At 65.7% G+C, this 14124-nt stretch carries 10 protein-coding genes; all 10 read left to right on the top strand.

The features are described from left to right. Positions 1–60: 60 nt before the first annotated feature. The 10 genes from ACW18B_RS00255 (at position 61) to ACW18B_RS00210 (ending at position 14122) form a co-directional block, all read left to right on the top strand. Complete coding sequence (locus ACW18B_RS00255) at positions 61–966, top strand: ABC transporter permease (protein WP_492048857.1); 906 nt, start codon at positions 61–63, stop codon at positions 964–966. Further along, positions 966–1826, top strand: coding sequence for an ABC transporter permease (locus tag ACW18B_RS00250; RefSeq protein WP_492048856.1), 861 nt, complete (start codon positions 966–968; stop codon positions 1824–1826). The genes ACW18B_RS00255 and ACW18B_RS00250 overlap by 1 nt, the downstream gene beginning before the upstream one ends. Before the next feature lie 47 nt (positions 1827–1873). Further along, positions 1874–2944, top strand: coding sequence for an ABC transporter ATP-binding protein (locus ACW18B_RS00245; protein ID WP_492051814.1), 1071 nt, complete (start codon positions 1874–1876; stop codon positions 2942–2944). 136 nt (positions 2945–3080) lie between these two features. Further along, complete coding sequence (locus tag ACW18B_RS00240) at positions 3081–3893, top strand: gamma-glutamyl-gamma-aminobutyrate hydrolase family protein (RefSeq protein ID WP_492048855.1); 813 nt, start codon at positions 3081–3083, stop codon at positions 3891–3893. Between the two features lie 88 nt (positions 3894–3981). Then, a complete protein-coding gene (locus ACW18B_RS00235; RefSeq protein WP_492048854.1) occupies positions 3982–5385 on the top strand; it encodes an aspartate aminotransferase family protein in 1404 nt (467 codons plus the stop codon). Continuing rightward, entirely contained in the window at positions 5382–6782 is a 1401-nt protein-coding gene (locus ACW18B_RS00230) for a glutamine synthetase family protein (protein WP_492048853.1), read from the top strand. The genes ACW18B_RS00235 and ACW18B_RS00230 overlap by 4 nt, the downstream gene beginning before the upstream one ends. A gap of 114 nt (positions 6783–6896) precedes the next feature. Continuing rightward, complete coding sequence (locus tag ACW18B_RS00225; RefSeq protein ID WP_492048852.1) at positions 6897–8168, top strand: NAD(P)/FAD-dependent oxidoreductase; 1272 nt, start codon at positions 6897–6899, stop codon at positions 8166–8168. A 46-nt stretch (positions 8169–8214) separates the two neighbouring features. Next, entirely contained in the window at positions 8215–10236 is a 2022-nt protein-coding gene (locus tag ACW18B_RS00220) for a tetratricopeptide repeat-containing sulfotransferase family protein (RefSeq protein WP_492048851.1), read from the top strand. A 126-nt stretch (positions 10237–10362) separates the two neighbouring features. Next, a complete protein-coding gene (locus ACW18B_RS00215; protein ID WP_492048850.1) occupies positions 10363–12720 on the top strand; it encodes a TonB-dependent receptor in 2358 nt (785 codons plus the stop codon). 121 nt (positions 12721–12841) lie between these two features. Further along, positions 12842–14122: an amino acid permease gene (locus tag ACW18B_RS00210; RefSeq protein ID WP_492051812.1), complete on the top strand. Its 1281-nt coding sequence runs from the start codon at positions 12842–12844 to the stop codon at positions 14120–14122. Positions 14123–14124 lie beyond the last annotated feature (2 nt).

Genomic DNA, 14124 nt, shown 5'->3' with positions numbered 1-14124 from the left:
TCACCCCCATCCCCAACCCTTCCCCCATCAAGGGGGAAGGGAGTCTTCAGAGGACCACCGATGGAGCAAAGCTGGAAACAGGCCAAGGCGGTGTTCGCGGGCGCGCTCGGCCCGCCGCTGTTCTGGCTGGTGCTGTTCTTCCTCGTGCCGCTGGCCATCGTCTGGGCCTACAGCTTTGGCCACAATGACGGTCTGACCGAGATCGCCATCACGGGAACGTTCAAGAACTACGCCCGGGCGATCGAGCCGCTGTATCTGAAGATCTTCGTCAAGTCGGCCTGGGTGGCGGCGATCACCACGGGGCTGTGCCTGGTGATCGGCTTTCCGGTGGCCCTGGCGATCACCTTCGCGTCCGAGAAAGCCAAGACCTGGCTTCTGTTGCTGGTCATGCTGCCGTTCTGGACCAATCTGCTGATCCGCACCTACGCCCTGATCGCGGTCCTGCGGACCGAGGGCTACGTCAATATGGGTCTGGAATGGATCTGGAAGGGCGGCGGCGTGGTCGGGGCCTTGCTGGGCCTGCAGCCGATCGGCGACTTCCAGCCGCTGGAACTGCTGCACAACAATTTCGCCGTCGTGCTGGGCCTGGTTTATGTCCACCTGCCGTTCATGGTGCTGCCGCTCTATTCGGCCCTGGACCGCCTGGACAAGTCGCTGCTGGAGGCCAGTCTGGATCTGGGCGCCGGCCATATGCGCACCCTGTTCAAGGTGGTCGTGCCCCTGGCCCTGCCTGGTATCGCCTCGGGCGTGCTGATCACCTTCATCCCGGCGCTGGGCGCCTATCTGACGCCAGACCTGTTGGGCGGGCCCGACAGCCAGATGATCGCCAATGTCATCGAGCGACAGTTCAAGCGCGCCAATGACTGGCCGTTCGGCGCGGCGCTGTCGTTCCTGTTGATGTACCTGACCTTCATCGCCATCGCGGTCCAGGCGCTGATGTCGCGCAAGACGCCGGAGCCCAAGTGATGGCCAAGCTCCGCAGCAACGCACCCGGTCCACTGGAATATCTTCGCCGCTGGCAGATGCAGGCCTGGCTGGCGGCCGTGGCCATCTTTCTCTACGCGCCGCTGATCGCCCTGATGGCCTTCAGCTTCAATGACAGCCGGCGCAACATCGTCTGGAAGGGCTTCACGCTCAAATATTACGACAAGGCTTTCCACAACACCGGCCTGATCGAGGCCTTCAGCAACTCCCTGACCATCGCGGCGGTCTCGACGGCGATCAGCGTCGCCCTGGGGGCGATGGTCGCCCTGGCCCTGTGGCGGTTCCGCTTTCCGGGAAAGACGGTCCTGGACGGCGCCCTGGCCCTGCCGATCGTGGTGCCCGAGATCTGCATGGGCGTGGCCATGCTGGTGTTCTTCGCCCGGGTCATGCCCTGGCCGCAGGGCATGGTCTGGCCGCTGAACCTGGGCGCGATCATCATCTCGCACGTCTCGTTCTCGTTCCCGTTCGTGGCGGTGGTGGTGCGGGCTCGCATGACCAGCTTCAATCGCGAGATGGAGGAGGCGGCCCGCGATCTGGGCGCCGGGGAGTGGCGGACGATCAAGGACGTGATCCTGCCGCACATGGCGCCGTCCCTGGTTGCCGGCGCCCTGCTGGCCTTCACGCTCAGCCTGGACGACTTCGTCATCACCTTCTTCACAGCCGGGCCCGACACCGTGACCTTCCCGGTGAAGGTCTATTCGATGGTCCGCTTCTCGGTGACGCCCGAGGTCAATGCGGCCTCGACCATCCTGATCGTGCTGACGGTGATCCTGACGGCGGCGGCGCTGAAGCTGCAGGGCAATACGGCCGCGACGGCGGGCCATGGGGGAGACAAGTCGTGACCCAACCCATCATCACCTTCGAGAAGGTCACCAAGCGCTTCGGCAAGATGGTGGCCGTCGACAACGTGTCGCTCAGCGTCGAGGAGGGCGAGTTCTTTTCCCTGCTGGGGCCGTCGGGTTGCGGCAAGACCACCCTGCTGCGGATGCTGGCCGGCTTCGATACCCCGACCGAGGGGCGGATCCTGATCGACGGTCAGGACATCTCGCACGTGCCGCCCAACAAGCGGCCGGTGAACATGGTGTTCCAGTCCTATGCGGTGTTCCCGCACATGACGGTGGCCGACAATGTGGCCTATGGCCTGAAGGTCGACCGCACGCCCGCCGCCGAGATCAAGCGCCGGGTCGAGGAGGCGCTGGAACTTGTGCAACTGGGCGGTCTGGGCGAACGCAAGCCTGACCAGCTGTCTGGCGGTCAGCGCCAGCGCGTCGCCCTGGCCCGGGCCCTGATCAAGCGGCCCCGCGTGCTGCTGCTGGACGAGCCCTTGTCGGCCCTGGACGCCAAGCTGCGAGAGCAGATGCGCACCGAGCTGTGCACCCTGCAGGAGAAGGTGGGCATCACCTTCATCATGGTCACTCACGATCAGGACGAGGCGCTGGCCCTGGCCAGTCGCTGCGCTGTGATGAACCGGGGCGTGCTGAAACAGGTGGCGACGCCCAGCGACCTGTACGAATTCCCCAACAGCCGCTTTGTGGCCGACTTCATCGGCAGCGTGAACCTGTTCGAGGGCGTGCTGGCGGTCGACGAGCCCAGCCATGCCGTGATCAAGTCGCCGGACCTGCCCATCGACATCTTCCTCGACCATGGCGTCACCGGTCCCCGCGGCGGCACGGTCTGGGCGGCGATCCGGCCCGAGAAGATCGAGCTGCACAAGAAGCTCGAGGGGGACGAGCCGCCCAATCTGGGCGATGCGCCCAAGGGCGCCAACGCCGTCGCCGGGACGATCCGCCACGAAGCCTATCTGGGCGGCTCTTCGGTCTATGAGGTCGAGATCGCCGGCGGTCGCCGGGTCAAGGTCCATCGCTCCAACCTGACCCGCTGGGATCAGGAGGACTTCAAGCTGGGCGAAGTCGTGTGGCTGTGCTGGCATGCCTGTTCGCCGGCGGTGCTGTTGTCGTGACCTTCGCACTTGCCCCCTCCGGGCCTGCGGCCCTCCTCCCCCATAGGGGGAAGATGAAATGCGCCGACCTCATCTTCCCCCTATGGGGGAGGACGACCGCGAAGCGGTCAGGAGGGGGCCAGGGGAGGGGGCAGCCATGACCCGTCCCGTCGCAGGCATCATCTGCTGCACCCGCACTGTCGGGATCGAAGCGGCCCAGGCGGTAATGAACCGCTATGTCGCCGCGACGATGCGCTATGCCGACGCCGCCGCTCTGCTGGTGCCGTCCATGCCCGACCTGATGAAGGCCTCCGAAGTCGCCGCGCGGCTCGACGGGCTGATGCTGACGGGAAGTCCGTCGAACCTGGATCCGGTTCTTTATGGCGAGGAGATCGGCGATGCGCCGGGCCCGTTCGATCCAGCCCGCGACACCACGACCAGCGACCTGATCAAGGCCATGCTGGATCTGGGCCGGCCGGTGTTCGGGGTGTGTCGGGGCTTTCAGGAGATCAATGTCGCGTTCGGCGGCAGCCTGAGGCGCGACATGGCGGCCAGCGCCGATCTGCTGGCCCATCATGCGCCGGATGATGTCGACTTCAACGGCATGTTCGAGCACCTGCATCCGGTCGATCTGACGCCCGGCGGCGTGCTGGCCACGGCGTTTGGCGCAGCCGGCGCCGTCGTCAACTCGGTCCACTATCAGGGTGTCGATCGGCTGGGCGAGGGCCTGACCGTCGAGGCCCGCGCACCCGATGGCGTGGTCGAGGCGGTCTCGGCCAGGATCAATGGCGCGCCGCTGCTGGCCGTGCAATGGCACCCCGAGTGGAGGCCCGAGCAGAACCCGCAGTCGCAGATCTTCTTCCAGCTTTTCGGACAGGCGCTTCGCGGAGAGCAAATCTCGTCCCTCCCCCTTGATGGGGGAGGGGGAGGGGTGACAGCGTCGGCGGGCTTCAGCGCGGCCGCGCCATGACCTGAACGTCTGTCACCCCCATCCCCAGCCCTTCCCCCATCAAAGGGGGAAGGGGGCAAGAAACGAAATCGTCCAGGAACCAAGCCCAATGACCGTCCCGATCCGCAACCACGACATCGCCGAGCTCAAGCGCCTGGACCTGGCGCACCACCTGCCGGCCCAGACCGACTACAAGCTGCAGCAGGAACTGGGCGGCAGCCGCATCATCACCCGGGCTGACGGGGTCTATATCCACGACGGCGAAGGCCACCAGATCCTCGACGGCATGGCGGGCCTGTGGTGCGTGAACGTCGGCTATGGCCGTCAGGAACTGGCCCAGACGGCTTATGACCAGATGCTGGAGCTGCCCTACTACAACACCTTCTTCAAGACGGCCTCGCCGCCGCCGATCCAGCTGGCCGCCAAGATCGCCGAGAAGATGGGCGGTAACCTGACCCACGTGTTCTTCAACTCGTCGGGGTCCGAGGCCAATGACACGGTCTTCCGCCTGGCCCGCCATTACTGGAAGATCAAGGGACAGCCGCAGCGCAAGATCTTCATCAGCCGCTGGAACGCCTATCACGGCTCCACCGTGGCCGGCGTCTCGCTGGGCGGCATGAAGCACATGCATGCCCAGGGCGACCTGCCGATCCCGGGCGTCGAGCACGTCATGCAGCCCTATCAATTCGGCGAGGGCTTCGGCGAGGATCCGGCCGCCTTCCGTGATCGGGCGGTCAAGGAAATCGAGGACAGGATCCTCGAGGTCGGCCCCGAAAACGTCGCGGCCTTCATCGGCGAGCCGGTTCAGGGCGCCGGCGGGGTGATCATTCCGCCCGACGGCTACTGGCCCGCCGTCGAGGCGGTCTGCCGCAAGTACGGCATCCTGTTTGTTTGCGACGAGGTGATCTGCGGCTTTGGGCGCCTGGGCCAGTGGTTCGGCCACCAGCACTATGGCGTCAAGCCCGACATGATCGCCATGGCCAAGGGTCTGTCGTCCGGCTACCTGCCGATCAGCGCCGTGGGCGTGGCCGACTTCATCGTCGCCGAGATGAAGGAGAAGGGCGGGGATTTCATCCACGGCTTCACCTATTCGGGCCACCCGACCTGCTGCGCCGTGGCGCTGAACAACATCGAGATCATGGAGCGCGAAGGCCTGGTCGAGCGCACGCGCGAGGACACCGGCCCCTATCTGGCCAAGGCCCTGGCGACGCTGAACGACCATCCGCTGGTCGGCGAGACCCGCTCCCTGGGCCTGATCGGCGCCGTCGAGATCGTCCGCGAAAAGGGGACCAACCATCGCTTTCTCGACAAGGAGGGCGAGGCCGGGCCGATCGTCCGCGATCGCTGCATCGCCAACGGCCTGATGGTGCGTGGCATCCGCGACACCATTGTCTGCTGCCCGCCGCTAATCATCACCCACGCCCAGATCGATGATCTGGTGGCGATCATCCGCAAGGCGCTGGACGAGGCCGAGCCCGTGCTGCGGGCCCTGAAGCCCGAGAGCGTGTCATGAAGCCCAAGCACAAGAAGGCCAAGCCCGACCAGCGGGTCAACCGCGGCGTCTTCTCGCTGGAGGAGGCCGAGGCCTGGTTCGCCCGCCAGAACATCGAGGAGATCGAGTGCGTCGTGCCCGATCTGGCCGGGGTGGCGCGCGGCAAGATCATGCCGGTGCGCAAATTCCTGGGCACGCCGTCAATGAACCTGCCCCTGGCGGTCTTCTACCAGACCATCACCGGTGACTTCCCGGAGTTCGAGGGCACGGTCAATTCGGTGCAGGCCGACACCGACATCGTCCTGACCCCCGACTTCGCCACCCTGGCTGCGGTGCCCTGGGCCCAGGATCCGACCGCCCAGGTGATCCACGACGCTTTCCATCCCGACGGCCGCCCCGTTGAGCAAAGCCCGCGGCAGGTGCTGCGCCGGGTTCTGGCGTTGTATGAAGAGAAGGGCTGGAACCCGATCGTCGCGCCGGAGATCGAGTTCTATCTCGTCGAGAAGAATCCCGACCCCGACTATGCGCTGAAGCCGCCCGTCGGTCGGTCCGGTCGCCCCGAGACCGGACGGCAGGGCTATTCGATCAGCGCGGTCAACGAGTTCGATGCGCTGTTTGAGGACATGTACGAATATTCCGAACGCCAGGGGCTGGAGATCGACACCCTGATCCACGAGAGCGGCGTGGCCCAGATGGAGATCAATCTGCGCCACGGCCATCCGCTGGAACTGGCCGATCAGGTGTTCATGTTCAAGCGCACCATCCGCGAGGTGGCGCTGGAGCACGAGATCTACGCCACCTTCATGGCCAAACCGATGGCCAACGAGCCCGGCAGCGCCATGCATGTGCACCAGTCGATCGTCGACAAGGACGGGAACAATCTTTTCTCCGATCCCAAGACCGGCGAGGAGACGGAACTGTTCCACGGCTTCATCGCCGGCCAACAGGTCTATCTGCCGGCGATCATGGCGATCCTCGCGCCCTACGTGAATTCCTACCGTCGGATCGCCAAGGGCTCGGGCGCTCCGGTCAATACCCAGTGGGGCTATGACAACCGCACCTGCGGCCTGCGCGTGCCGCCCTCCAACCCCGCCAATCGCCGGCTGGAAAACCGTATTCCTTCCTCTGACGCCAATCCCTATCTCGCCATCGCCGCGACATTGGCGGCGGGCTATCTGGGTATGGTCGACAAGCTGACGCCGACCGCGCCCAACGACACCGACGCCAGCGTCCGCGGCGTCGAACTGCCGCGCAGTCTCACGGAATCCCTCGCACTGCTTGAGGCCTGCCAGCCGCTGGTCGACATCCTGGGTCCGGTCTTCTGTCAGGCCTATGACGGCGTGAAGCGGAACGAGTACGAGACCTTCATGCGCACCATCAGCCCGTGGGAGCGGGAGTTCCTGCTGCTGAATGTTTGAGGGGGATCACTTGCCCCCACCGGGCTGCTGCGCAGCCGTCCGCCCCCAGAGGGGGCGGATGATGTCATCTTCCCCCTCCGGGGGAGGAGCGCGTCAGCGCGGAGGGGGCCAGTGATGGCCGGGCTGAACTCTTGGTACGCCGACACCGCCACACCCTTTCCGGACCTGCCGCCCCTGGCCGGCGACGCCTGCGCAGATGTCTGCGTTATCGGGGCCGGCTACACCGGTCTGGGCGCGGCGCTCGAGTTGGCCCAGCGCGGCGTCTCGGTGATTGTGCTGGAAGCCAACACCGTCGGGTCCGCCGCCTCTGGCCTCAACGGTGGCCAGATCCACCCCGGTCAGCGGCGTGAGCAGACCTGGCTGGAAAAGACCGTGGGCAACGACGACGCCATGGCCCTCTGGCGTTTGGCCGAGGACGCCCGCGCGCACCTGCATGCGACGATCGCCGATCACGCCATCGCCTGCGATCTGAAGCCCGGCATGATCCACGCCCGCCACCGCCCGGGCGGCGAGGCCGAGGATGCGGCCCATATCGAGCACATGGTCCGGCGCTATGGCTATGAAGGCCTGTCGCTGATCGGGACCGCAGACCTGGCCCAGGATCTGGGGGCCGACGTCTATCACGGCGGTCTGGTCGACCAGGGTGGTGGACACCTGCATCCGCTGAACCTGGCCCTGGGTCTGGCCCGAGCGGCGATGGCCGGCGGCGCGGTGGTCCATCAGCACAGTCGCGCCACAGCCTGGCGACGCGCGGGCGGCAAGGTCGTCGTCGAGACCGCGCGCGGCCGCGTGCTCTGCGATCAACTGATCATCAGCGGCGACGGCAGTCTGGACCGGATGTCGGGCCGGGCCCAGGCGCGGGTCATGCCGATCAACAATTTCATCCTGACCACCGAGCCGTTGGGCGATCTGGCCGGCCAGATCATCGTCTCCGACGCGGCGGTGTCCGACAGCCGCTTTGTCGTGAACTACTTCCGCAAAACGCCCGACGGCCGGCTGCTGTTCGGGGGCGGCGAGAACTACCGCCCGGGCTTTCCGTCCGATATCGCCGGCTTCGTGCGACGGCACATGCTGAAGGTCTATCCACAGTTGGCCGGCGTGAAGATCAGCCACGCCTGGGGCGGGACCCTGGGTATCACGATGAACCGCGTGCCGTTTGTCGGCGAGGTCGCGCCGGGCGTGCGGGTGGCGGCCGGCTATTCGGGGCAGGGGGTGATGCTGGCGCCCTATGTCGGCAGGCTGTTGGCCGACGCGGCCCTGGGCCAGACGGCGGGGGTCGAGCTCTTGTCGCGCCTGCCGACGCCGCCGTTTCCGGGCGGTCGGCTGCTGCGCTGGCCGCTGACGGTGGCGGGTTTGAGCTGGTATGCGCTGCGGGACCGGCTTTGAGGCGTCTCGAATTGACTTCCCCCGCGCGCGCCGATCTCCTCGCCCGATGAGTTCCCAGACCACCCAGGCCCAAGGCGGTCTCGCCACGGCGCTCGACCATGCCCGGCGTCTGCTGGACCGCGATCCGGTTCTGGCGCGTCAGCAAGCCGAGGCCATCCTCGAAGCCGTCCCTCGTCATGCCGAGACGACGGTGGTGCTGGCCGCCGCCTGCCGTCTGGATGGCGATCCGGGGCGCGCGCTGGCCGTCGTCGCGCCGCTGGCCAAGGCCTTGCCCGGTCTGGCCGAAGCCCAGCTGGAGCTGGGTCTGATCCTGGCCGATCTGGGCCGCACCGTCGAGGCGGTCGCCGCCTTCCAGCGGACGGTGACGCTGGCCCCGCTGGCCGGTGAGGCCTGGCGAGGCCTGGCGGAAGGACTGGATCTGCTGGGCGACACGGCGGGTGCGGAAAAGGCCCTGGCCCAGCAACTGCGCGCCTCGACCCGCGACCCGGCCCTGATCGCCGCCGCCGCCGCCCTGATCGACAACCAGCTGGGCGTGGCCGAGCAGTTGCTGCGTGATCACCTCGCCGATCACCCCGCCGACATCGCCGCCCTGCGTATGCTGGCCGAGACGGGCGCGCGGCTGGGACGCTATGAAGACGCCGAGCGGCTGTTGGTCGGCTGTCTGGAGATCGCTCCCGGCTTCGCCGCCGCCCGGCACAATCTGGCGACCATGCTGTATCGCCAGAACAAGTCCGCCGAGGCCCTGGCCCAGATCGAGCGCCTGACCGATCGCGATCCGCGTCATCCGGGTTACGCCAATCTGCGCGCCGCGATCCTGTCGCGGCTGGGCGAATACGAGACCGCCATCGGCCTCTATGAGCCGATGCTGGCCGAGTACCCCAATCAGCCCAAGGGCTGGATGAGCTATGGCCACGCCCTCAAGACCGTGGGCCGCCAGGCCGATTGCATCGCCGCCTATCGCAAATGTCTGGAACTGGCCCCCGGCCTGGGCGAGGCCTGGTGGAGCCTGGCCAATCTGAAGACCGTCAAGTTCGACGCCGCCGACCGCGCCGCCATGGCCGCCGGACTGGAGCAGCCCGAGCTGTCGGACGATGACCGACTGCACCTGCACTACGCCCTGGGCAAGGCGCTGGAGGACGCCAAGCTCTATGCCGAGTCCTTCGATCATTACGCCAGGGGCGCGGCGATCCGCCGGACCCAGGTGGATTATGATCCTGAGGAAAATCACGTCGACGTGGCGCGTTCGAAGGCGGTGTTCACGCAGGCCCTGTTGGCCGCCACGGCGGGGCAGGGCTGCCCGGCGCCGGATCCGATCTTCGTGGTCGGCCTGCCGCGTTCGGGCTCGACCCTGATCGAGCAGATCCTGGCCAGCCACAGTCAGGTGGAGGGCACCATGGAGTTGCCCGACCTGATCGTCATGGCCCGACGCCTGGGCGGTAAGGCCAACCGCCGCGCCGACTCGACCTATCCGGAAATCCTCGCCGAACTGTCACCAGAGGCCCTATGCGAGCTGGGCGAGGAGTATCTCGAGCGCACCCGGGTGCAGCGCAAGACCGACCGGCCGTTCTTCATCGACAAGATGCCCAACAACTTCGCCCATACGGGCCTGATCCATCTGATCCTGCCCAAGGCCAGGATCATCGATGCTCGGCGCCATCCGCTGGGCTGCTGCTTTTCGGGGTTCAAGCAGCACTTCGCGCGGGGCCAGGCCTTCAGCTATGACCTGACCGACATCGGGCGATATTATGCCGACTATGTCGCCCTGATGGATCACTTCGACACGGTGCTGCCAGGACGGGTTCACCGGGTGATCTATGAGGCGATGATCGCCGATCCCGAGCGGGAAATTCGCGCCCTGCTCGACCACTGCGGTTTGTCATTCGAGCCGGCTTGTCTGAGCTTTCACGAAAATGACCGCGCGGTTCGCACGGCCAGTTCAGAGCAGGTGCGGCAGCCGATCTTCAAGGACGCCGTCGAGCATTGGCAAAATTTCGAATCGAACCTGGGTCCCCTCAAGCAGGCATTGGGCGAATGTCTCGCCAGCTACCCGCTTGCGCCCAGAATTTGAACACCGTCATGAAAGCTTGCCATTTCTGCAACAGTCAGCGGATTTGATCCGGAACAGGCGTTTCAAACTTGCCGCCGCGTCTGCCCCGGCTGAACATCGTTCCCTTAAATCGTGCGGGGAACAATCATGGCGTCGGCGACAAAAACTCTAAGACGGGCGGGCGTTTATTCCGCCGCCTTGCTGGCCTCGACCATGTTGACCAACGTGGCGGCCCGGGCCCAGCAGGCGGTCGCGCTGGAAGAGGTGGTGGTCACCGCCCAGAAGCGCTCTGAAAACCTGCAAGACGTGCCGGTCAGCATCCAGGCCCTGGGCGAGGCCAAGCTTGAACAGCTCCAGATCTCCAGCTTCGTCGACTATGTGAAATACCTGCCCAGCGTGTCGTTCACGACCGCGGGGCCGGGCTTTGGTCAGGTCTATATGCGCGGCGTGGCCAGCGGCGGCGATGGCAATCACTCCGGCTCGCTGCCCAGCGTCGGCGTCTATCTGGACGAGCAACCGATCAGCACCATCCAGGGCGCGCTGGACATCCACGTCTATGACATCGCCCGGGTCGAGGCCCTGGCGGGCCCGCAAGGCACGCTGTACGGCGCCAGTTCCCAGGCCGGCACGCTGCGCATCATCACCAACAAGCCCAGCACGGCGGGCTTCTCGGCCGGCGTCGATGTCGAGGTCAATCAGATCGATGGCGACGACATGGGTCATGTCGAGGAAGCCTTCGTCAATCTGCCGCTGTCGGACACCGTCGCGGTGCGCCTGGTCGGCTGGAACGAGGAAACCGCCGGCTATATCGACAATGTCGTCGGCACGCGCACCTATGGTCGCGGTACGGATGATCCCAGCGATGATCTGACGATCAGCAACGCCGGAACCGCCAGCGACAATTACAACGGCGCCAGCACCCGCGGCGGTCGCGCGGCCTTGCGGGTCGAGTTGGGCGACAACTGGGTGATCACGCCTTCGGTCATGGGTCAGCGCACCAAGACCAGCGGCATCTTCGCTTATGATCCCAAGATCGGCGACCTGAAGGTCAGCCACTTCTATCCGGAAGCTTCGGATGACAAGTGGACCCAAGCGGCCCTGACCATCGAGGGGCAGATCGCCAATCTCGACGTCACCTATGCCGGCTCGTTCCTGAAGCGCGATGTCGACACCCGGCAGGATTATTCCGACTATTCGTACTTCTACGATCAGGTCGGCTACGGCTTCTACTGGACCAACGACACGGGCGGTCTGGCCAACCCGTCGCAGTACATCACCGGTCACGACGCCTACAAAAAGGAAAGCCACGAGTTCCGGATCGCGACACCGGATGACAAGCGCCTGCGCTTTATCGGCGGCCTGTTCTATCAGCGCCAGCAGCACGGCATCACCCAGCGCTACAAGATCGACGGCATCAGCGCCGACATTGAGGTGCCGGGCTACAGCGACACCATTTGGTTGACGGCTCAGCAACGGATCGACCGTGACTATGCCGCGTTCGGCGAGGCGACCTTCGACATCACGCCCAAGCTGACGGCCATGGCAGGGGTGCGGTTCTTCAAGTCCGACAACTCGCTGGAGGGCTTCTACGGCTACGGCACGGGCTATGGCGGCACGGGCGAGCGCGCCTGCTTCCGCTCAGGCGGCGTCAATGGCGCGCCGTGCACCAATCTCGACAAGCGGGTCAAGGAAACGGGCCACGTGCCCAAGGTCACCGTCACCTACAAGTTCGACGACACCAAGCTGGCCTATGTCACCTATTCCGAGGGCTTCCGGCCGGGTGGCATCAATCGCCGATCCACTCTGCCGCCCTATCAGGCCGACTATCTGAAGAACTACGAGTTCGGCTGGAAGACCAGCTGGATGGAGAACCGCATCCGCTGGAACGGCGCGGCCTTCCTTGAGGACTGGAAGAACTTCCAGTTCTCAATCCTGGGCGCCAACGGCCTGACCGAGATCAAGAACGCCAACCAGGCGCGCATCAAGGGTCTGGAAAGCGACGTCACCCTGGCGGTGGCGCGTGGCTTCACGATCAACGCCGGAGCGACCTATACCGACGCCAAGCTGACGGCCAACTATTGCGGCGTCACGGACGCTTCGGGCAATCCGATCACCACCTGCGCCACGCCGCAGGCGCCGGACGGCACGGTCCTGCCGGTGACGCCGAAATTCAAGGCCAACCTGACGGCGCGATACGAATTCGATCTGGGTCCCTATGAGTCCTATCTGCAGGCCTCGGCTGTGTATCAGACCGGCAACTGGACAGATCTGCGGCTTGAGGAGCGCAGCATCATCGGCCGTCAGTCCGGCTACACCCTGGTGGACCTGTCGGGCGGGGTGACGCGGGATGACTGGTCGATGTCGGTCTATATCAAGAACCTCACCGACAAGCGGGCCAGTCTTAACCGCTATGCCGAATGCGCCGAAAGCGTCTGCGGATCCCAAGTCTACATTACGCCCAACCAGCCCCGGACCGTGGGCCTGAAGGTCGGCCGCAAGTTCTAGAACGGTGTGGGGCGGCTCGCCGGAGCCGCCCCTTTCTGTTTCGACCTCCCACTGGCTGGGGAAATCGGACTTGGGGGATGTCGAGGTGAAAACAGCAACGGCGCGTCCGCTGGGCTTCTGGATGTGCGTGGCCCTGGTTGTGGGCAACATGATCGGGTCGGGCGTCTATATGCTGCCCGCCTCCCTGGCACCCTATGGCTGGAATGCCGTGGTGGGCTGGGTTCTCACGATCACCGGCGCCCTGTGTTTGGCCTTCGTCTTTGCGCGGCTGGCCAGGACCTTCCCCAAGGCGGGCGGTCCCTATGCCTATACCCAAGAGGCGTTCGGGCCCACGGCCGGCTTCATGGTGGCGTGGAGCTACTGGATCTCTCTGTGGGTCGGCAACGCCGCGATCGCCACGGGCACGGTCAGCTATCTCTCCGTCTTCTTTCCGCAGATCGCCACGATCCCTGGCCTTCATGCCACCATGACCGTGATCCTGGTCTGGGGACTGACGGCCCTGAACTGCTACGGTGCGCGCTCCGCCGGACGATTGCAGGTCGTCACCACGGTTCTCAAACTCATCCCGCTTCTGGTGGTGATGGTCCTGGCCTTCGTGATCCTCGGCCGGACCGGTGGCGGCGCCGTGACGCCGCTGCATCTTTCAGACTTGAGCCCGGTCGGGATCACCTCGGCCGCCACCCTGACCCTCTGGGCCCTGCTGGGCCTGGAATCGGCCACCGTGCCGGCCGAGAAGGTCCATGATCCCGAGCGCACCATTCCCCGCGCCACCCTGGTGGGCACGGCGTTCACGGGGGTGATCTATCTGGTCGTCTGCTCGGCGGTGGTGCTGCTGACCCCGCCCGATGTTCTCAAGGGCTCCAACGCGCCGTTCGCCGACTTTGTGGGCCTGCATGGCGGCGGCGATGCGCGCCTCGTTCTCGCGGGCTTTGCGGCGATCAGCGCTTTCGGAGCCCTCAATGGCTGGGTGCTGCTGCAGGGCGAACTGCCCTACGCCATGGCTAGGGGCGGCGTCTTTCCAGCCTTCCTGGCCAAGACGTCCAGGCGCGGTACGCCGGTGCGGGCCCACATCCTGTCCAGCGCCTTGCTCACCGGCCTGGTGATGTTGAACTACGCCAAGTCCATGGCCGAGCTTTTCACCTTTATCGCCCTGCTGGCGACGGCGGCCTCGCTGTTTGCCTATCTGTTCTGCGCCCTGGCCGCCCTGCGCCTGCAGATGCGCGGACGCATGGACGCCTCGGTCGCCCTGACGTTGGTGGCGATCATCGCGGCGGTTTATGCGGGCTGGACCCTCTATGGCGCCGGCGGCCAGGCCACTCTGTGGGGCGTGATCCTGCTGCTGGCGGGCCTGCCCATCCACCTGTTGATGAAGCGCGTCGCCGTTCTGGACGCCCCGGAGTAGAA

Source organism: Caulobacter sp. FV2ps19 (genome assembly GCF_058681035.1).
This window is presented reverse-complemented; position numbering and strand designations above follow the sequence as displayed.

Coding starts and splice junctions, on each gene's coding strand:
- ACW18B_RS00255 (WP_492048857.1), top strand. CDS start 61: ATGGAGCAAAGCTGGAAACAGGCCAAGGCGGTGTTCGCGGGCGCGCTC.
- ACW18B_RS00250 (WP_492048856.1), top strand. CDS start 966: ATGGCCAAGCTCCGCAGCAACGCACCCGGTCCACTGGAATATCTTCGC.
- ACW18B_RS00245 (WP_492051814.1), top strand. CDS start 1,874: ATGGTGGCCGTCGACAACGTGTCGCTCAGCGTCGAGGAGGGCGAGTTC.
- ACW18B_RS00240 (WP_492048855.1), top strand. CDS start 3,081: ATGACCCGTCCCGTCGCAGGCATCATCTGCTGCACCCGCACTGTCGGG.
- ACW18B_RS00235 (WP_492048854.1), top strand. CDS start 3,982: ATGACCGTCCCGATCCGCAACCACGACATCGCCGAGCTCAAGCGCCTG.
- ACW18B_RS00230 (WP_492048853.1), top strand. CDS start 5,382: ATGAAGCCCAAGCACAAGAAGGCCAAGCCCGACCAGCGGGTCAACCGC.
- ACW18B_RS00225 (WP_492048852.1), top strand. CDS start 6,897: ATGGCCGGGCTGAACTCTTGGTACGCCGACACCGCCACACCCTTTCCG.
- ACW18B_RS00220 (WP_492048851.1), top strand. CDS start 8,215: ATGAGTTCCCAGACCACCCAGGCCCAAGGCGGTCTCGCCACGGCGCTC.
- ACW18B_RS00215 (WP_492048850.1), top strand. CDS start 10,363: ATGGCGTCGGCGACAAAAACTCTAAGACGGGCGGGCGTTTATTCCGCC.
- ACW18B_RS00210 (WP_492051812.1), top strand. CDS start 12,842: ATGTGCGTGGCCCTGGTTGTGGGCAACATGATCGGGTCGGGCGTCTAT.